Raw genomic sequence first — 17,810 nt, 5'->3', positions numbered from 1 at the left:
CCCCCACCCCGTCGCCGTCTCCGCCGACTGTCACCGGATGTCACCGGCTGTCACCGGTTACGCGGCCTCGGTGCCCAGCTCGAACCACACCGACTTGCCGACCTCGTGCGCCCTGACCCCCCAGGCGTCCGCGAGCGACTGGACCAGTACCAGGCCGCGGCCGTTGGTGTCCTCGTCCGGGTCCGCGGCGCGCATCCGCGGGGCTCGGGCCACGAAGTCCCGTACCTCCACGCGGAGTCCGCTGGGGGAGACGACGGCGGTGAGGACCGCGTCGTCGTCGGTGTGCACCAGGGCGTTGGTGACGAGTTCGCTGGTGAGCAGTTCCGCCACGCCGGTCCGGTCGGGCCGGTCCCAGTGCCGCAGCAGGGCCCGTAGTTCGCGGCGCGCCGCGGGCACCGCCGCGAGGTCGGCGCGGGTCAGCTCTCGTGTGAGCCGGTGCGCCTCACGCGTCCCGCCCGTGTCGCCGGACCCCGTGTGTCCCGTGTCTCCCGTGTCCGCCGGGGAAGTTCCCACTGGCATGGGACCGCCCCTTCGCGCCTTCCTCGTCATGACCCCCGCCCACACGTCGCCGGCCCTCCGTCTCCTGGTCGACCGCGTCCACGACGGATGGTTGCCCAGCGGGCCGGGGGCCAGTCATGGGCGCCGTCCGACCCCCGGGTGTTCGGCCACGCCCGGTGGGCGTACGGGCCGCCGGCCGGGCGTCGGGGCACCCGTACCGAAAGCGCCGTGACGGCCGGAAGGCGCCGCAGGAGCCGTCTGAACGCTCCCGCGGACCCGATAGGCCACCCAATGCCCCCAATCGGTCACATGCGGTGAGACTGACCGGAAATCACCGTCGCCGGGGGCGGCTTCAGGGCCGGGGCACGTTGCGGATGTTGGAGCGGGCCATCTGGAGCATCCGGCCGACACCGCCGTCCAGCACGATCTTCGACGCGGAGAGCGCGAACCCGGTGACCATGTCGGCCTTGATCTTCGGCGGGATGGAGAGGGCGTTGGGGTCGGTGACGACGTCGACCAGGGCCGGACCCTTGTGCCTGAACGCGTCCTTGAGCGCCCCGGCCAGCTGCTTGGGCTTCTCCACCCGCACCCCGAAGGCACCGCAGGCACGGGCGACCTCGGCGAAGTCGGGGTTGACGTCGGTGGTGCCGTACGAGGGCAGGCCCGCCACCAGCATCTCCAACTCCACCATGCCGAGTGCCGAGTTGTTGAACAGCACGATCTTGACCGGCAGATCCTGCTGCACCAGGGTCAGGAAGTCACCCATCAGCATGGTGAAGCCACCGTCACCGCACATGGCCACGACCTGCCGGTCCCGGTCCACGAACTGGGCGCCGATGGCCATGGGCATCGCGTTCGCCATCGAGCCGTGCGAGAACGAACCGATGATCCGGCGGCGGCCGTTGGGCGAGATGTAGCGCGCGGCCCAGACGTTGTTCATGCCGGTGTCGACGGTGAACACCGCGTCGTCGTCGGCCAGTTCGTCCAGCACGGACGCCACGTACTCGGGGTGGATCGGGACGTGCTTGTCCACCTTGCGGGTGTACGCCTTGACCACGCCCTCCAGCGCGTCGGCGTGTTTCTTCAGCATCTTGTCCAGGAAGCGGCGGTCCGTCTTCTCCCGCACCCGGGGAATCAGACAGCGCAGCGTCTCGCGCACATCACCCCACACCGCGAGGTCCAGCCGGGAGCGCCGGCCGATGACCTCGGGCCGTACGTCGATCTGCGCGATCTTCACGTCGTCGGGCAGGAAGGCGTTGTACGGGAAGTCGGTGCCGAGCAGGATCAGCAGCTCGCACTCGTGGGTGGCCTCGTAGGCGGCGCCGTACCCGAGCAGCCCGCTCATGCCGACGTCGTACGGGTTGTCGTACTGGATCCACTCCTTGCCGCGCAGGGCGTGGCCCACCGGGGACTTGACGCGGCCGGCGAACTCCATCACCTCGGCGTGGGCGCCCGCCGTGCCGGCGCCGCAGAACAGGGTGACCTTGCCGGCCTCGTCGATCAGCCGCACCAGGCGGTCGATCTCGGCGTCGCCGGGGCGGATCGTGGGCCGGGAGGTGACCAGGGCGCTCTCGAAGGACCGGTCCGGCGCGGTCTGGTCCGCCACGTCGCCGGGCAGGGTGACGACGCTGACGCCGCGCTGCCCGATGGCGTGCTGGATGGCGGTCTGGAGCAGCCGGGGCATCTGTCGCGGGCTGGAGATCATCTCGCTGTAGTGGCTGCACTCCTCGAACAGCCGCTCCGGGTGCGTCGCCTGGAAGTAGGAGAGGCCGATCTCGCTGGACGGGATGTGGGAGGCGAGTGCCAGCACCGGCGCCATGGAACGGTGGGCGTCGTAGAGGCCGTTGATGAGGTGCAGGTTGCCGGGACGGCAGGAGCCCGCGCAGGCGGTCAGCTTGCCGGTGATCTGCGCCTCGGCACCGGCCGCGAAGGCGGCGACCTCCTCGTGGCGCACATGCACCCAGTCGATCGCGGCGTTGCGGCGCACGGCGTCCACGACCGGGTTGAGGCTGTCCCCGACGACGCCGTACATACGGCGTACCCCGGCGCGGGCGAGGATGTCGACGAACTGCTCGGCGACGTTCTGTTTGGCCATGACGGTCGTCCGCCCCTTCGCGGTCCCGGGAATACGCCCCTGCCGTCCCATCAAGTCACAGCAGGCCCGGTTACGCCTCCCAAACGGCGGCGGCCGTGCGGTCGTCGGCGTACCCCTTCACCCGCGTCCGGGTGTCCCCGAGGAACGCGGTGAGACCGGGCGCGGCGGCGCGCGACCAGCGGCGGCCGAGGAACGCGCGCAGGGCCGCCTCCCCGCGCAGCGGGTCCGCGAGCCCGGAGGTGCACATCATCAGCACATCACCCGGCCGGGCTACCACGGCCCGGAACCGGAACGGCACCTGCGGCGCCCGCCCGGGATCGGCGAGAGGCTCGTACGGGCTCGGCGGGACCGGGATGCCGAGGTCCAGGGTGAGGCGGTCGCCGTCCGGGGTCTCGGCGGGCAGGGCGCCGGACGGGGCGGTGCCGTCACCCGGTCCGCCTGGTCCGGCCGGTCCGCCCGGTTCGATGTCCAGCCACTCCCCGTCGCGCAGCCGGAACAGCCCGCCCTCCCCCGCGCCGAAGAACACCCGGGTGCGGCAGTCGGGGTCGGCGGGCAGCAGCAGACAGCGCAGGCTCGCGGTGGGCTGCCCGGAGTCCTCGCGGGCGGCGCGGAGCCGGCCGAGCGTGCGGTCGGTGAGGCGGTTGAGGCCGGACTTGAGATCGCCGCGTCTGCCGGCCCGCAGATCCTCGACCAGCCGTTCCTGGCTGCGGCCCACCGCCCGGCCGATGGACCGGCACGCCTCGGCGGCGGCCCGGTGCGCGCCGGGCGCGGCCCGCGCGCCGGTGGCCGCGGCCACGAGGACGAGGGCCTGTCCGCCCGCGCCGAACCGTGCGATGAGCAGGGCGTCCCGCCGGTCCTCGCCCCGGTAACGCGCGGAGTCCCCGCGCAGCGAGACGGCCCGCAGGGTGCACGCTCCGTACCGGGCGCCCTCCAGCACGGTGTCGGACACCAGCTCGTCGAGCCGATCGGGGTCGGCGGCGGGCAGCGCGGTCGGTTCGGGGGCGTAGGTGGGGGGCCGGGAGCCGACCCAGTGGGGGGTGGGCGGCAGGGCGGGGGTGAAGCGGGCGACGCCGGTGACGACGGGGCCGGGGGGGGGGCCGGGGGGGGGGCTCGGCGCCGGTCCGGGTCCGGGCGTGAGTCCGGGTTCGGGTTCGGGCGTGGGCCAGCCCGGCATGGGCGGGACGGCGGGCGGGCGCGGGGCCGGGGTGCCGGGGACGTTCGGTGTGCCGGGGACGTTCGGGGTGCCGGGGACGTTCGGGGTGCCGGGGACGTTCGGGGTGCCGGGGACGTTCGGTGTGCCGGTGGGCGGCCGCTGGCCGGACCGCTGGGCCGGGAGGGGCGTCGGACCCGTTTGGGCCGCCGGAGGCGGGGGTTCGGATGTCGCGTGCGGCCCGGCGGGACTTTCCTCCGCGTGACCCGCCTGCCCACTCCCGTGCCCACTCCCGTCCCCACTCCCCTGCTCACTGGAGTGCCCCGGCACCGTCGCCCGCTTCGCCGAGGCGTAGCGGTCGTCCAGGGAATCCGGGGCCGGTGCCGGGCCCGTGTCGTCGGCCGTCTCGTCGTAGAGCTGCCCCCACCAGTCGTCGTCCCGGCGAGTGGGCCCGCCCCCCTGCTGACTCATGCCGGTAATTGTCACCACGCGGACCGCGCGGAAACGGGGCATCGGGAAAATCGGGCGTCCACGCCTGCCTCGCACAGCGCGTCGGGCGACAGGACGAACGGTCGTACGAGAGCTGCGGTTCCGTCCGGGCTCGGGCACGCTGGGCAGATGGGAGCGTGGGAACTCCTGCTGGTCGGCCTGGTGATCGCGCTCGGCCTGTGCGGAGTGCTGGTGCCCGGGGTGCCGGGGTCGTGGCTGGTGTGGGCCGGGGTCCTGTGGTGGGCGCTCACCAACCCGGCCGGCCTCACCTGGGCGGTCCTGGTCGGCGCGACCGTGATTCTGCTGCTGGCGCAGGTCGTGCGCTGGACACTGCCCGCGCGCCGGCTGCGGGCGAGCGGTGCGACACCCCGGATGGCGGTGTACGCGGGTGCCGGCGCGGTCGTAGGGTTCGTGCTGTTGCCGGTGGTGGGCGCGCTGCCCGGTTTCATGGGCGGGATCTACCTGGGCGAGCGGCTGCGGCTCGGGCGGCACGGCGAGGCGATGGCGGCGCTGCGTACCGCGATGCACTCGGGCGGCTCCAGCGTGTTCACGGAGCTGTTCGCCTGTCTGCTGATCGCGGCCGGGTGGCTGGGCGCGGTGGTGTGGGGCTGACTCCGCGCGGGTTCACCGCAGGACGCGGCTCACACAGTCGGCGACCGCCCGCATCCCGTCGTCGTCGAAGTGCAGATGGTCGCCGGGGTCGTAGCGCGGCAGCAGCCGTACCGGGTCCTCCGGATCGCGCAGCGCCGCGTCCGCGTCGCAGACCGCGTCGAAGGCGCCGCCGGTGCGGATGAACTCGTTGACCCCCTGCCGTACCGTCTCGCGGGCCGCCGTGTGTGCCGGGTGGCCGGCGTACGGGGTGAGGGTGACGCCCACGACCCGCAGGTGCCGGGCGTGGGCGCGGGCGACGACGGTGCGGTAGGCGTCGGCGTAGGCGCTGACGTCGTCGGCGGTGGGCTTGCCGTTGATGTCGTTGACGCCCTCGAAGACCACGAGGAAACGGGCCCCCGCCCGGTCCAGCGCGTCCACGTCGAGCCGGGCGAGGGCGCTCGGGCCGGTGCCGTCGCGCAGGAGACGGTTGCCGCCGATGCCCGCGTTGAGGACGCCGAGGCGCCGGTGGTGTTCGGCGAGCAGGTCGGGCCAGCGGCGGTCGGCGTCGTGGGTGGAGCCGTGGCCGTCGGTGAGCGAGTCGCCGAGGGCGACGACACTGCCGGTGGCGGTGCCGCGTACGTCGACACCGGCGAGGTAGTACCAGTTGCTGATGGGAGTGCGGTAAGCGGAGCCGTCCTCGTCGGCCGCGTGCCCGGTGCCGACCGGGGCGACCCAGCTGGTCTGGAGGGCGGTGCCGTGCTGGGTGGCGGGGCCGGAGTCGTCCGGGGTGAGGACGGTGACCAGGAGGTCGGCGCCGGCCGGGACGGTGAGCCGGACCGGGTCGGTGAGCAGGTCCCGGCCGGGTGGGACGGTGGCGGTGGCCGCGCGGTGGAAGGTGGCGGTGCGCAGGGTGCCGGGGGCGGCGTCCGGGCCCTGTCCCTGCCGGCGGGCGACGGTGACCGCGCCCAGGTGGAGCGGGGTGGTGCCGAACCGGTTGGTGACGCGTACGCGCAGCTCATGGCCGCCGACACTGAGGTGGACGACATTGCGGATGGCGGCGCCGGGCAACGCGGGAGCGGTGCCGGAGGGGGCGGCCTCCCAGGTGCCGGTCCAGGGCTGGTTCCCGGCGGCGGCCCAGGCCGGTGCCGGGGTCAGCAGGAGCAGCAGGACCGCCAGGAACCGTACGGCACCGCCCATGTCCGCCCCATTTCGCACCGGGCCCGTCCGGTTGTCCGGGCCGCCGCAGGCGACGGTGTCACACGGGCCGGCCGGGGGCGGGGCACCCGCACCGCGGGCACACCCGCTCGGCCCAGCCGGTCGGAGCGGTCCGGTCCGCGCGACCCTCGCCCTGACCGGCTCGCGCTGTGCCCACTCAGGGGCACGGGACTCGCGCCGCCCCGCCCGGCGCGCCCTCCAGACGCAGCAGCCACACCTTGCGTTCGAGTCCGCCCGCGTACCCCGTCATCGTGCCGTCGGCCCCGATGACCCGGTGGCAGGCGCGGACGACCAGCAGGGGGTTGGCGCCGAGCGCGCCGCCGACCGCGCGGATCGCGGCGCGCGGGGCGCCGACCTCGGCGGCGATGGCGCCGTAGGTGGTGGTGGCCCCGTAGGGGACGGCGTCCAGCGCGGCCCAGACCCGCTCGCGGAATTCGGTGCCCCGCACACGGACCGGCAGGTCGAACTCCTTGAGGTCTCCGGCGAAGTAGGCGGTGAGCTGCTCGGTGGCTTCCCGGAAGGGTCCGGCGTCGTGCCGCCAGCCCTCCTCGACGGTCCGGCCGCCCTTCTGGCCGGGCACGGAGACCGAGGTCAGCGCGCCGTCGGCGTCGGCGGTGAGCAGCAGGGGGCCGACCGGGGAGGCCAGTTCGGTCCAGTAGGGGTTGTCCATGATCGCCATCACGCGGTCAGCTCCTCGGCGATGTACAGGTGTTGGACGGCGTAGGACCGCCAGGGCCGCCAGGCCTCGGGCAGGTCCGTACCGGGTGGGGTGACGTCCGGGTCGCCGAGCACGCGCGCCCGCAGGGCGGCGACGGCGGCCGGGGTGATACCGGGCAGCTCGCTCAGCACGCGCCTGGCCTCGTCCCGGTCGGCGCCGGGGTCGAGGTGCAGCCGGCCGTCGGCGAGGGCGGCGGCGAGCGTGCCGAGCGGGGTCCCGGCCGCCGCCTCGGCGAGGACGCCGGGCTCGGGGAAGAGATGGGTGAGGCTGCCGCTGGGCGCGTCGAGCGCCTTGCCGTACCGCTGTACGAGCCGCTCCACCTCGGGCGCGCCGGTCAGGACGCGGGCGGCGGTCTCCAGCGGGTCGACGGCGCCGGGTGAGCGCAGTCCGGGCCGGGCGGCGACCAGCGGGGCGAGCCGGGGGTCGGTGGCGAGGCGGGCGTCAACGGCGTAGGGGTCGGCGTCCAGGTCGTACAGCCGGCGCAGCCGGTGCACTGCGGTGGTGAGGTCGCGGGGGTCGGTGAGCAGCAGCCGGGCGTCGAGCCAGCCGCCGGGCCGGGTGCCGCCGCGCGGCTCGGGGGTGTGGGCGCGCTCGTGGACGACGGCGACGCCGGTGCCGTACGGCAGCCGCAGGGTGCGCCGGTGGACGCGGACGCCGGGGGTGCCGGTCACCTCCTCGACGCCGGGTACGGCCTCCCTGGCGAGCAGGTCGAAGACGGCGCCGGCCTGGTAGGGGCCCCGGTGGGCCAGGCGCAGCGGGATGCCGGTGCCGGGGGCGCTCCGGCGGGAGCGGGGGGCGGCGTCGCGCACCTCGGTGGGGGTGTGCGCGTACACCTCGCGGATGGTGTCGTTGAACTGCCGGACGCTGCGGAAGCCGGATGCGAACGCGATCTCGGTGACCGGGAGTCCGGTGGTCCGCAGCAGGGTCCGCGCGGTGTGGGCCCGCTGGGCGCGGGCGAGCGCGACGGGGCCGGCGCCGACCTCGCCGGCGAGCTGGCGCTGCACCTGCCGGGGGCTGTAGCCGAGCCGGGCGGCGAGGCCGGTGACGCCCTCACGGTCGACGACGCCGTCCGCGATCAGCCGCATGGCCCGGCCGACGACGTCCGCGCGGACGTTCCACTCGGCGGACCCCGGCACGGCGTCCGGCCGGCAGCGGCGGCAGGCCCGGAACCCGGCGCCCTGGGCGGCGGCGGCCGTGCGGAAGAACCGTACGTTGCACCGTTTCGGCGTCACCGCCGGGCAGCTGGGGCGGCAGTAGATGCCGGTGGTCCGGACGGCGAAGAAGAAGACGCCGTCGAACCGCCCGTCACGGCTGCGCACCGCCTCGTACCTGCTGTCGTCGTCCGTCATGCGTCCAGTGTCGGACGTGGGGAGGGGGCCGGGCCAGCGGAAAACGGACATGCAGCCCGGCCCCCCTCGCGGGTCAGGTTCCCTTTGCGGGTCAGGTTCCCTTTGCGAGTCAGGTCCAGGGACCCCGCTTGGCCCGCATCGCCGCGCGGCCCTCGGCTCCCTTGCGCTTCCAGTCCTTGCGGATCTCGGCGCGCAGGCGGGCGTCGGTCTTGGCGACGATCCACTGGTTCTCGCGGACCAGTTTGTGGTAGCTCTCCAGCCGTCGGACCGGCAGCTCGCCGGAGTCGACGGCGGCGGCGACCGCGCAGCCGGGTTCGGCGGCGTGGGAGCAGTCGGGGAACCGGCAGCGTGCCGCCAGCTCCTCGATCTCGGAGAACACCTGCCCGACCCCGGTCTCCGCGTCGTACAGGCCGACACCGCGCAGTCCGGGGGTGTCGATGAGCACACCCCCGCCGGACAGCGGCAGCAGGTTGCGGGTGGTCGTGGTGTGCCGGCCCTTGCCGTCCACGTCCCGCGCGGCCCGGACGTCCATCACGTCCGCGCCGACGAGCGCGTTGGCCAGCGTGGACTTGCCGGCGCCGGACTGCCCGAGCAGCACGGCGGTACCGGTGCCGATCAGCGCCCGGAGCACGTCCAGCCCGTCGCCGTGCAGCGCGCTGACGGTGAGCACGGGCACGCCGGGCGCGGTGGTCCCGACATCCTGCACGAGGTGCGCGAGTGTCGCCGGATCGGGGACCAGGTCTGCCTTGGACAGCACGACCACCGGCTGCGCCCCGGACTCCCAGGCCAGCGCGAGGAACCTTTCGACCCGCCCGAGATCCAGCTCCATGGCGAGCGACACGGCGACGACGGCGTGATCGACATTGGCGGCGAGAATCTGCCCGTCGGACCGCTTGGACGAGGTGGACCGCACGAACGCCGTCCGGCGCGGCAGGTAGGCGCGGACGTACCGGGGGTCGCCGCCCTCGGGGTCGACGGCTACCCAGTCCCCGGTGCACACGACCTTCATCGGGTCACGGGGGACGACGAACTCGGTGTCGGCGCGGACGGTGCCGACGGGGGTGACGATGTCGCACTGCCCCCGGTCGACCCGGAGGACCCGGCCGGGCAGCAGACCCCGCTCGGCGTACGGAGCGAACTCGGTTTCCCAGCCCTCGTCCCAGCCGTAGGGGACGAGCGGGTGCGACGGGGCCGAACTGGAAGGAGAAGAGGAGGACAAGGGGGACCCTTCACATGGGCGGCCCCGGCATCGCGTACTCGGACGCGGAGAGAACAGCTCAGGTCAGCCGGTGGCCACAGAGGTGGACTTGACAAGCTTCCGGATGCGGGCGACGCCCGCCGCGACGACAGTCATCGGTCGACACCTCCAAGGTCACGCACGGCTTACCGGCGGCAGCAGCGGCCGGTGGAACGGACCTGACCCTAACCGCCCGCGACCACGGCACACCAGCGAATTTCCGGTGCGGCGGCGGGCACGGTCGACGCCCTCCGGCTACCGGTCCAGCAGGTGGTGCGTGACGGTCTCCGGGGGTCGTCCGGCACCGCGAGCGTGGGCTGCGTGCTCGCCGCGATCACGGGCGCCAGGCAGCTCACGCGGGCAGCGCGCAGGAGACCGGGCCCGCCTTCTCCGGACCCGCGCGGCGGAGCAGTTCATGCGGTTCGCCATGGGCACCCGTCATGACGGCCGTCCTCCCCCGGGGCCGACGAGCGGCATCGGTCAGTTGTTCGCGCAGGGCTCCCCGTTGAGCCGGAACCCTGTCGGCGCCCCGTTCCCGCCGTCCAGGCTGCCCACGAAGCCGAACGCGGTCGTCCCGTGCTCGGCCACCTCGCCGTTGTAGCTCTGTGCCTCCGCGATGACCTGGGCGCCGTCCTGGTGCGAGACGGCGTCCCAGGTCGCGCCGATGTGCTGGCCGTCGGGGAAGGTCCAGGTGAGCTGCCAGCCGGAGAGGGGCTCGTCGGTGGTGAAGCGGACGTTGGCCTGGAAGCCGCTGCTCCACTCGCTCTCCAGTTGGTAGGAGACCTGGCAGGTGACGGGGGTGCTCCGTGCGGGGGCGGGGGCGGGCGCGGGGGCCCGGGAGGGGGTCGCGGAGGGCTTGCGGGAGGGGGGCTGGGACTTGCGCCGGGTGGGGGTCGGCGTCGGTGAGGGGCTGACCGGCTCGGTGCGGGCGGTGGCCGGGGCCGCCGAACGCGAGGGGGCCGAGGTCGGGGTGGGGGTGGGGGTGGGGTGGGGGGTGTCGGGGGCGGCGATCGGCTTCTGGTCGTCGCGGGCGGACATCTTGCGCTCGTCCGAGGGGCCGAAGGGCATCAGGGAGACGCCCAGGGCCACCACCGACAGCACGCCGGCCGCCGCCAGGAGGCTGCCGCGTAGTACGCGGCCGCGGCTCGCCTCGTCGGCCGCGGGCGTCCCGGGTGCCGGGGGCGCGCCCATGCCGAGCCGGACCTCGGCGGCGCGGCGGCGGCGTTCCAGGTAGGCGAGGGCGCCCCAGCCGATGACGCCTCCGGCGAGCGCGGCGGGGAGCGTGCCGCCGTGCAGCCGGAGGCAGGCCGCGGCCTCGGCGCAGGGGACGCAGGTGGCGAGGTGGCGGGAGAGGTCCTCGGGGGTCTCCGCGCCGGGTGAGCGGGTGACGGCGTCCAGCAGCCGGGCGTAGCTGCGGCACTCGGCGTCCAGCGGGGAATCACGGTGGGCGCGGTGGCAGCGGTCGTGGAACAGGACGCGGACCTGCTCGAGTTCGACGGCCGTGGTCAGCGGGTCCAGGCCCAGGCGGCGGGCGACGGTGGGCAGCGGGAGCGCCTCCACCTCGGCGAGCCAGAGCAGCGTGGCGTCCGCCTCCGGCATGTCCCGTAGACCGCGCAGCGCGACGGGACGGCCCAGCGGCGGCCCCGTGTAGCGGTCGGCGGCACCGGAGTTGAGCCAGAGGCGGAGGTCGGGGTCGAGCCTGTGGCCCTTGCCCGCGTTCTCCCAGCCGACCACGGTGTCCCGTACGGCGCCGAGGAGTTGGGGGATGACCGGCAGCCGGGGGGCGCGCCCGCGCACGGCGCTGCGCGCGGCCCTCAGCTCACGCATCCCCGACGTGAAGGCCTCGTCGGCGAGTTGGTGCGCCGTGCCCGCTCCCGCCGTGCAGAGGTCGGCATAGGAGAGGACCGCGTCCCAGCACTCGGCGAACAGCGCGGCCTCGGCGGCGTCCTGAGGGGGCGACAGATCGGGCATCGGTCTCCAGCGTTCACGAGCGAGGGGCCAACTCATCGAAAGGGTGATGGAGCTGACGGCCTCGCGGAGGCAGGAGCCTTTCACGCCGCCGCCGGGCTGACAAGCGGGAGATCAGATGGATCGGGAGAGTCGCTCGTCGCTCGGGGTGACCATGCCCCGGACCACCGCGCGCCCGCCACTCCGTGCGGAGATACGGAGGCGGGCGCGTGACGGTTCAATCCTGCGGGTTCAGACCTCCACCGGCTCCTCGGCGGAGAGGCTGTCCATGAAGGAGCTGACGGAGAAGACGGCGTTGCCCGGGCCGGGCGGGCCGTAGCCGGGCGGGTAGGAGAGGCCGAAGTCGTCCATGGTGTTGCGGTACGCATCCAGCAGCCGGATGTGGTACTCCAGCGGCGCGCCCTGCGGGTTGGCCTTGCCGAGCGGGGTGGTGGGCTCGGGGCACCAGGTGGTGAAGCGGGGCGTGATGCCGTGGGACATGAAGAAGCGCAGGCCCTCGGTGGTGGAGGCGATGGCCTCGTCGACGCTGGTGAAGCCGAAGGGCTCGGCCATCTCCACGCCCGCCACGAAGTTGGGGATCACATTGCGCGCGCCGAACACGTCGGCGGAGTCCAGGATGCGCTTGTGCCATTCGTCACGGCCGACGTACCGCTCCTTGCCGGGGCAGAACATCTTGAACAGGTACTCGTCCCACACCTCGAAGTTGGGGTGGTAGATCTGCACGCCGTAGTCCTTGAAGCGCTGGACGTCCGGCTTGGGCAGCGCCTGCGCGACGACCTTGCCGATCCAGCGGCCCGGGAAGTGCTCCTCGATGGCCTTGGCGTACCGCCCGTAGAAGTCGGCCTCGTCCAGCCCCTGGACCTTCGTCGTGATCGCGCCGCCCGTGAGGGTGTACGCGGTGGAGATCCTGGCGGTGTCGTACTTGTCGATGATCTCCAGGGCCTCAAGGACCTCGTCGACGTCCTTCACGCCCGTGTACGGCCGGCCCGCCGCCTTGTGCTGGCGCCAGTTGTGGTTGATGTCGCAGTACTGGCACTCCTCCTTGGCGCCGAAGTACTGGCAGACGCGGAACGCGGTCAGATAGATCAGGTAGCCCCACTGGATGGTGGGGGCCACCTCCATGACCGACTTCCCGTTGGAGAGCTTGTGGCGGTAGTACTCCGGCATCGGCGGTACGCCGACGTCGGAGATCCGCTTGCCGTCGAGGTAGAGGCCGAGCCGGCCGTGCTCGTCGGAGGCGACCCGGTAGGGGGAGGCGGGGTTCACTCGGACCGAGACGACCGTGCGGCGCAGGTCGTAGGGGCCGCCGGTGAGGATGATCTCCTCCGGGGGCCTGCGCAGCGCGGCCTCGCCCAGCTCGGGGAGGGTGCCGTGGTCGAAGGAGAAGATGAAGTACGACTTCGGTTTGACCTCGCCGCCCTCGTTGTCGCTGAGCGCCGAGGGGTCGAAGGCGACTCCGCCCCGGAGCAGATCCTCCTTGAAGACCGCTTCCCGCGGCACATGCGGGAACCGCTCCATCAGATCCTCGACCAGCGCGGTGCGGCTGCCCATCCCTGTCTCCTCCCGGCTCACACGTACATCTCACACCGTATGCCCCCACTTCCCGGCAAGCCCTCCCGGGGGGCTGTGAGGCACGCGACGCGTTGGCGCGCGGTCCGGGTCTTCGCAGGTGGCGGTGGTGATGAGAGGGTCTGGGCACAGGCACTCTCGGGGAGGGACGGCAGGGATGACCAGGTCGGCGCGGGCAATCACCAACTGGGCGCGGAACATCACGTACACGGCAGAGGAGTTCCATCGGCCCACTTCTCCGGACGCGCTGCGGGCCCTGGTGGCGGGGAGCACGCGGTTGCGGGTGCTGGGCAGCGGGCACTCCTTCAACCGGATCGCGGACCCCGGTGCCGGGGGCGTGCTGCTGTCGGTGGCGGGGCTGCCCCCGGTGATCGACGTGGACACGACGGCCCGGACGGTACGGGTCGGGGGCGGGGTGCGGTACGCGGAGCTGGCCCGCACGGTGCACGCGCACGGGCTGGCGCTCGCCAACATGGCGTCCCTGCCGCACATCTCGGTCGCCGGGTCGGTGGCGACGGGCACCCACGGTTCCGGCGTGGGCAACGGCCCGCTGGCTTCGGCGGTGCGGGAGGTGGAGCTGATCACGGCGGACGGCGGCACGCTGAAGATCGGCCGCGGGGACGCCCGTTTCGACGGCGCCGTGACCTCGCTGGGCGCGCTCGGCGTGGTCACCGCGCTCACCCTCGACCTGGAGCCTTCGTACGAGGTCGAGCAGCACGTGTTCGTCGAACTCCCCCTGGACGGGCTGGAGTACGAGACGGTCGCGGCCTCGGCGTACAGCGTGAGCCTGTTCACCGACTGGCGGGCACCGGGGTTCCGGCAGGTGTGGCTGAAGCGGCGTACCGATCAGGCTCCGGTCGGCTTCCCGTGGGCGGAGCCGGCGGCCGGGCCGATGCATCCGGTACCGGGGATGCCGGCCGTCAACTGCACCGGGCAGGGCGGTGTACCCGGCCCCTGGCACGAGCGACTGCCGCACTTCCGAGCCGAGTTCACGCCGAGCAGCGGCTCGGAACTCCAATCGGAGTACCTGCTGCCGAGGTCGGACGCCCTGCCCGCGCTGCACGCCCTGGACGCCATCCGGGCGACGCTCGCCGAGGTGGTGCTGACCTGCGAGGTACGGACGGTCGCGGCCGACACGCAGTGGCTCAGCCCGGCGTACGGGCGGGACTCGGTGGCGCTGCACTTCACCTGGACCGAGGACGCGGGACGGGTGCTGCCCGTCGTGCGCGCGGTGGAGGCGGCGCTCGGCACGCTGGACGCCCGGCCGCACTGGGGGAAGGTGTTCGCGATGCCGCCGGCGGCCATCAGGGGGCGGCTTCCCAGGCTGGCCGAGTTCCGGGCGCTGGCCGCCGAGCTGGACCCGCGGGGGAAGTTCACCAACGAATTCGTCCGGGAGATTCTTTCCTAGATCCTCTAGGATGCGGGCTAAGCATCCAAGGAGGTGGGTCCATGGCGCGTGCGGGGATCACGGCGGACCGGCTGGTGGCGGCTGCCGCCGAGCTGGCGGACGAGGCGGGCTTCGAGCAGGTCACCCTCTCCGCGCTGGCCCGGCGCTTCGGGGTGAAGGACGCGAGTCTGTACTCGCATGTCCGGAACCTGGGCGACCTGCGCACCCGGCTGGCGCTCTACGCGGGCGGCGAGCTGATCGACCGCGTCGCGGCTGCGGTCGCCGGACGCGCGGGCCGGGACGCGCTGACCGCCTTCGCGGACGCGTACCGCGCCTACGCCCTGGAGCACCCCGGCAGGTACGCGGCCACCCAGATCCGTATCGACCAGTCACTGATCGCGGACTCCCCCGCCCTGCGCCGCACCGCCGAGATCACCTACGGGATGCTGCGCGCCTACGGCCTGGCCGAGCCCGACCTCACGGACGCCGTACGCCTGCTGCGCAGCACCTTCCACGGCTACTGCGTCCTGGAGTCGGCGGGCGGCTTCGGCGCCGGCCGCGCGGTGGACGCCTCCTGGGAGAAGGGCGTCGAGGCGCTGCACCGAGCGCTCGAACACTGGCCGAGGGAGGCCCGGGGATGACGCCCGACGGCGCCCCGCTGGAACTTCCCGGCGGCCACCTCGGCACCCTGGAGCACCCGCAGGAGTCCGCGGACCGCCATGCCGAGGCCCTCATCTCGATTAGCGTCGAGGGATGAGCACCGACCTGGCCACCGCCCTCACCGAGGGCCCGCCGCTCGTCCTGGACGGCGGGCTGTCCAACCAGCTGGCGTCGGCCGGGCACGACCTGAGCGACGAGCTGTGGTCGGCACGGCTGCTCGCATCGGCCCCGGAGGCGATCACCGAGGCCCACCTCGCCTACTACACGGCGGGCGCGGACGTGGCCATCACCGCCAGCTACCAGGCCACCTTCGAGGGCTTCGCCAGGCGCGGCACCGACCGGGCGGAGACCGCGCGCCTGCTGGCGTCCAGCGTGGAACTCGCCCGCGAGGCCGCCCGGCGCGCCGGGGCCACCCGCCCCCTGTGGGTGGCCGCCTCGGCGGGCCCGTACGGCGCGATGCTCGCGGACGGCTCCGAGTACCGGGGCCGCTACGGCCTGACCCGCGCCGAGCTGGAACGCTTCCACCGCCCCCGCCTGGAGGTGCTGGCCGAGGCGGCCCCCGACGTCCTGGCCCTGGAGACGATCCCGGACGCCGACGAGGCACGGGCCCTGCTGGACGCGGTACGCGGCCTGGGCGTCCCCGCCTGGCTCTCCTACAGCGTCGACGGCGACCGCACCCGCGCGGGACAGCCCCTGGAGGAGGCGTTCGCCCTGGCCGCCGACGCCGACGAGATCATCGCGGTGGGCGTCAACTGCTGCGCCCCCGAGGACGTACCACGAGCCGTGGCGACAGCGGCCCGTGTGACGGGCAAGCCGGTGATCGCCTACCCGAACAGCGGCGAGACCTGGAACGCGGCCACCCGCACCTGGGACAGCACCTCGACCCTGACCCCGGCCGGTCCCCCCGCCTGGGCGGCGGCGGGCGCCCGCCTGGTGGGCGGCTGCTGCCGCGTGGGCCCGGAGACGATCACCGCGATAGCGCGGGCGCTGAGCCGTACCTGATCACTCGCCGCAGGCGGCTTCCTGAGCCGCCATGACCTCGTCACCGTGGCCGAAGGCCCAGGCACCCACGGCGCCGGTGGGGCCGAGGCGGGTCCCCTCGCGCGGGCCGCGCTGCTGGAGGCGACCGCCGCCCTGTCCATCGGGCTGTGGGGCGGCGAGGGAGCGGATGCCCAGGCGGTGGCCCCGCCGCCGGCCCCGGGCTTCCGGTCCGAGACGGTAGCGGCCCGGACCCCGCGGTTCAGCGCCGCCGCAGCACCGGCGACCTCCGCAGTCGCCGCACCGCCGCGAGCCGGTCCGGCGACGGGGTCTGGCGGGGTAGGAGGGGGCGGGTCCAGAGGGCGAACTCCGCGTCCCGGGGGCCATGGGTGAGGTGGGGGCCGGTGGCGTCGAAGACGCGGGTCGGATGGGACGCGTCCCAGGAGGGCCAGCCCGGGTCCCCGTTCGTGGCGAAGCCGACCCAGGAGGCGTGCATGGTGTCCGCCAGGGCCTGGGGGGCGCCCTCGCCGGCCAGCATCACCGCCTCCTCGGTCTCCCCCGTGTCGAAGACGAAGCCCAGTTCCAGGGAGTGGCAGGCGCCGAGGCCGGGGCGCAGGGACGGCCAGGCGAACTCGTACACGTGGGAACGCGACGGGCGGGCGTCGGCCAGGCGGTGCAGGGGGAGGCGGAGCATGTGGTCGGTGACCAGCTGGCCGACCAGTTCGGCGGCGCCCGCCGACGGATGCAGGGCGCGGTAGCCGCGGGGGACCTCGGAGCCGACCCGGCAGCGGGCCATCGCCCCGGCCAGCGCGACCGCGCCGAGCCGGTCGACGTGCTCGACCAGGCCGCCCGGCACCAGCCACAGCCGGTACTCGTCCCGGGTCCAGCCCATCAGCAGGTCGACGCCGGGCGCGGCGTCCCCGTCGGCGAGCGCGCGCAGCGGGTCGGTGGGTACGAGGTCGCCGTCGACGACGATGCCGAAGCCGGGCCCGCCCAGGACGGGGCTGCCGCGCCGGCTGACCTCGGCCTGGGTGCGCAGCAGCAGGTCGCGGTCGACGGCCGCGAAGGCGGCGGCGGTCGCCGGGACCTTGAGGCGGGTGGCCATCCGGCGGACCACGCGCCGTACCTTCGCGCGGTCCGAGACCTCCGGCGCCCCGCTTTGCAGCGCGGCCCGGCGGACCAGCCCGCGCGCCTGCGGGGCCGCGACCAGGACGCCGGTGCTGATCGCGCCGGCCGACTGCCCGGCCAGGGTGACGTTGCCGGGGTCGCCGCCGAAGGCCGCGATGGACTCGTGGACCCAGCGCAGCGCGGCGAGCTGGTCGTGCAGGCCCAGATTGGCGGGGGCGTCCGGGAACAGCCCGTAGCCCTCGACGCCGAGGCGGTAGTTGACCGAGACGAGGATGACGCCGTCGCGGGCGAAGGCGCGCCCGTCGTACACCGGAACCGCCGAGGAACCCCTGGTCAGCGCGCCGCCGTGCAGCCAGACCAGGACGGGCAGCCGGGCACCGTGGCCCGGCTCGGGGGTCCAGACGTTGAGGTTGAGGCAGTCGTCGCCGGGCACCGAGGGGTCGGCGAGGTACCGGGCGAACGCCTCGGAGTACGGCGGTTTCGGCGGGGTGGGCCCGAAGGCGCCGGCGTCCCGTACGCCGCCCCAGGGCTCGGGCGGTGCGGGCGGGCGGAAGCGTCGGGGGCCGAAGGGGGGTGCCGCGTACGGGATGCCCCGGAACACCGCGATCCCGTGCTCGTACCGGCCGCGCACCGCGCCGTACGGAGTGCGGGCCACCGGGCCCGTCCGGTCAGCCGTCATCGCTCACCAGCCCTTCGTCGCCGGTGTGCGTCACCTCGGCGGCGCACACCACATCTGTCCTCCGGAGCACCGGGCGCGGCCGATGTATTCCGGCGCACC

14 protein-coding genes and 1 pseudogene are annotated in these 17,810 nt (G+C 74.2%); 5 read left to right on the top strand and 10 right to left on the bottom strand.

What is annotated here, in order from left to right:
* Nucleotides 1-57: 57 nt before the first annotated feature.
* The 3 genes from ACFWN1_RS05245 to ACFWN1_RS05235 form a co-directional block, all read right to left on the bottom strand.
* Nucleotides 58-519, bottom strand: a complete 462-nt coding sequence (locus ACFWN1_RS05245) for an ATP-binding protein (protein WP_384358371.1) — start codon at nt 517-519, stop codon at nt 58-60.
* Between the two features lie 331 nt (nt 520-850).
* Complete coding sequence (locus tag ACFWN1_RS05240) at nt 851-2,593, bottom strand: pyruvate dehydrogenase (RefSeq protein ID WP_384358369.1); 1,743 nt, start codon at nt 2,591-2,593, stop codon at nt 851-853.
* A 70-nt stretch (nt 2,594-2,663) separates the two neighbouring features.
* Entirely contained in the window at nt 2,664-4,214 is a 1,551-nt protein-coding gene (locus ACFWN1_RS05235; RefSeq protein ID WP_384358367.1) for a protein phosphatase 2C domain-containing protein, read from the bottom strand.
* A 147-nt stretch (nt 4,215-4,361) separates the two neighbouring features.
* Here ACFWN1_RS05235 and ACFWN1_RS05230 point away from each other — a divergent pair, with 147 nt between their 5' ends.
* On the top strand, nt 4,362-4,844 hold the full coding sequence (locus tag ACFWN1_RS05230) for a DUF456 domain-containing protein (protein WP_384358365.1): 483 nt from the start codon (nt 4,362-4,364) through the stop codon (nt 4,842-4,844).
* A gap of 12 nt (nt 4,845-4,856) precedes the next feature.
* Here ACFWN1_RS05230 and ACFWN1_RS05225 read toward each other — a convergent pair whose 3' ends face one another.
* The 6 genes from ACFWN1_RS05225 to ACFWN1_RS05200 form a co-directional block, all read right to left on the bottom strand.
* Nucleotides 4,857-6,020, bottom strand: a complete 1,164-nt coding sequence (locus ACFWN1_RS05225; protein WP_384358363.1) for an SGNH/GDSL hydrolase family protein — start codon at nt 6,018-6,020, stop codon at nt 4,857-4,859.
* Nucleotides 6,021-6,195: 175 nt separating this feature from the next.
* Nucleotides 6,196-6,708, bottom strand: a complete 513-nt coding sequence (locus tag ACFWN1_RS05220) for a methylated-DNA--[protein]-cysteine S-methyltransferase (RefSeq protein WP_384358373.1) — start codon at nt 6,706-6,708, stop codon at nt 6,196-6,198.
* A gap of 8 nt (nt 6,709-6,716) precedes the next feature.
* Complete coding sequence (locus ACFWN1_RS05215; RefSeq protein ID WP_384358362.1) at nt 6,717-8,105, bottom strand: DNA-3-methyladenine glycosylase 2 family protein; 1,389 nt, start codon at nt 8,103-8,105, stop codon at nt 6,717-6,719.
* Nucleotides 8,106-8,214: 109 nt separating this feature from the next.
* Nucleotides 8,215-9,324, bottom strand: coding sequence for a ribosome small subunit-dependent GTPase A (gene rsgA, locus ACFWN1_RS05210; RefSeq protein WP_384358361.1), 1,110 nt, complete (start codon nt 9,322-9,324; stop codon nt 8,215-8,217).
* A gap of 498 nt (nt 9,325-9,822) precedes the next feature.
* A complete protein-coding gene (locus tag ACFWN1_RS05205; RefSeq protein WP_384358359.1) occupies nt 9,823-11,313 on the bottom strand; it encodes a cellulose-binding domain-containing protein in 1,491 nt (496 codons plus the stop codon).
* Between the two features lie 228 nt (nt 11,314-11,541).
* Nucleotides 11,542-12,861 (bottom strand): radical SAM protein, encoded by a 1,320-nt coding sequence (locus ACFWN1_RS05200; RefSeq protein WP_384358357.1) that lies wholly within the window; start codon nt 12,859-12,861, stop codon nt 11,542-11,544.
* Nucleotides 12,862-13,036: 175 nt separating this feature from the next.
* Between ACFWN1_RS05200 and ACFWN1_RS05195 the strand changes: the two genes are divergently transcribed.
* The 4 genes and pseudogenes from ACFWN1_RS05195 to ACFWN1_RS05180 all read left to right on the top strand — a co-directional run.
* Entirely contained in the window at nt 13,037-14,287 is a 1,251-nt protein-coding gene (locus ACFWN1_RS05195) for a D-arabinono-1,4-lactone oxidase (protein WP_384358355.1), read from the top strand.
* Between the two features lie 41 nt (nt 14,288-14,328).
* Complete coding sequence (locus tag ACFWN1_RS05190; RefSeq protein ID WP_384358353.1) at nt 14,329-14,907, top strand: TetR/AcrR family transcriptional regulator; 579 nt, start codon at nt 14,329-14,331, stop codon at nt 14,905-14,907.
* Between the two features lie 112 nt (nt 14,908-15,019).
* Nucleotides 15,020-15,928, top strand: coding sequence for a homocysteine S-methyltransferase (gene mmuM, locus ACFWN1_RS05185; protein WP_384358351.1), 909 nt, complete (start codon nt 15,020-15,022; stop codon nt 15,926-15,928).
* A gap of 90 nt (nt 15,929-16,018) precedes the next feature.
* Nucleotides 16,019-16,123, top strand: a pseudogene (locus tag ACFWN1_RS05180) (NADP oxidoreductase); the annotation flags it as partial.
* 43 nt (nt 16,124-16,166) lie between these two features.
* Here the strand turns inward: ACFWN1_RS05180 and ACFWN1_RS05175 are convergent.
* Nucleotides 16,167-17,711 carry a carboxylesterase/lipase family protein gene (locus tag ACFWN1_RS05175; RefSeq protein ID WP_384358349.1) on the bottom strand — a complete coding sequence of 515 codons (1,545 nt, stop codon included), beginning with the start codon at nt 17,709-17,711 and terminating at the stop codon, nt 16,167-16,169.
* Nucleotides 17,712-17,810 lie beyond the last annotated feature (99 nt).

The organism is Streptomyces sp. NPDC058459, assembly GCF_042721685.1.
In the GTDB taxonomy this organism is placed as follows: domain Bacteria; phylum Actinomycetota; class Actinomycetes; order Streptomycetales; family Streptomycetaceae; genus Streptomyces.
This window is presented reverse-complemented; position numbering and strand designations above follow the sequence as displayed.

Bases quoted from the DNA above. Each gene is read 5' to 3' on its own strand.
- ACFWN1_RS05245 (WP_384358371.1), bottom strand. From the start codon at position 519: ATGCCAGTGGGAACTTCCCCGGCGGACACGGGAGACACGGGACACACG.
- ACFWN1_RS05240 (WP_384358369.1), bottom strand. From the start codon at position 2,593: ATGGCCAAACAGAACGTCGCCGAGCAGTTCGTCGACATCCTCGCCCGC.
- ACFWN1_RS05235 (WP_384358367.1), bottom strand. From the start codon at position 4,214: ATGAGTCAGCAGGGGGGCGGGCCCACTCGCCGGGACGACGACTGGTGG.
- ACFWN1_RS05230 (WP_384358365.1), top strand. From the start codon at position 4,362: ATGGGAGCGTGGGAACTCCTGCTGGTCGGCCTGGTGATCGCGCTCGGC.
- ACFWN1_RS05225 (WP_384358363.1), bottom strand. From the start codon at position 6,020: ATGGGCGGTGCCGTACGGTTCCTGGCGGTCCTGCTGCTCCTGCTGACC.
- ACFWN1_RS05220 (WP_384358373.1), bottom strand. From the start codon at position 6,708: ATGGACAACCCCTACTGGACCGAACTGGCCTCCCCGGTCGGCCCCCTG.
- ACFWN1_RS05215 (WP_384358362.1), bottom strand. From the start codon at position 8,105: ATGACGGACGACGACAGCAGGTACGAGGCGGTGCGCAGCCGTGACGGG.
- ACFWN1_RS05205 (WP_384358359.1), bottom strand. From the start codon at position 11,313: ATGCCCGATCTGTCGCCCCCTCAGGACGCCGCCGAGGCCGCGCTGTTC.
- ACFWN1_RS05200 (WP_384358357.1), bottom strand. From the start codon at position 12,861: ATGGGCAGCCGCACCGCGCTGGTCGAGGATCTGATGGAGCGGTTCCCG.
- ACFWN1_RS05195 (WP_384358355.1), top strand. From the start codon at position 13,037: ATGACCAGGTCGGCGCGGGCAATCACCAACTGGGCGCGGAACATCACG.
- ACFWN1_RS05190 (WP_384358353.1), top strand. From the start codon at position 14,329: ATGGCGCGTGCGGGGATCACGGCGGACCGGCTGGTGGCGGCTGCCGCC.
- mmuM (WP_384358351.1), top strand. From the start codon at position 15,020: ATGAGCACCGACCTGGCCACCGCCCTCACCGAGGGCCCGCCGCTCGTC.
- ACFWN1_RS05175 (WP_384358349.1), bottom strand. From the start codon at position 17,711: ATGACGGCTGACCGGACGGGCCCGGTGGCCCGCACTCCGTACGGCGCG.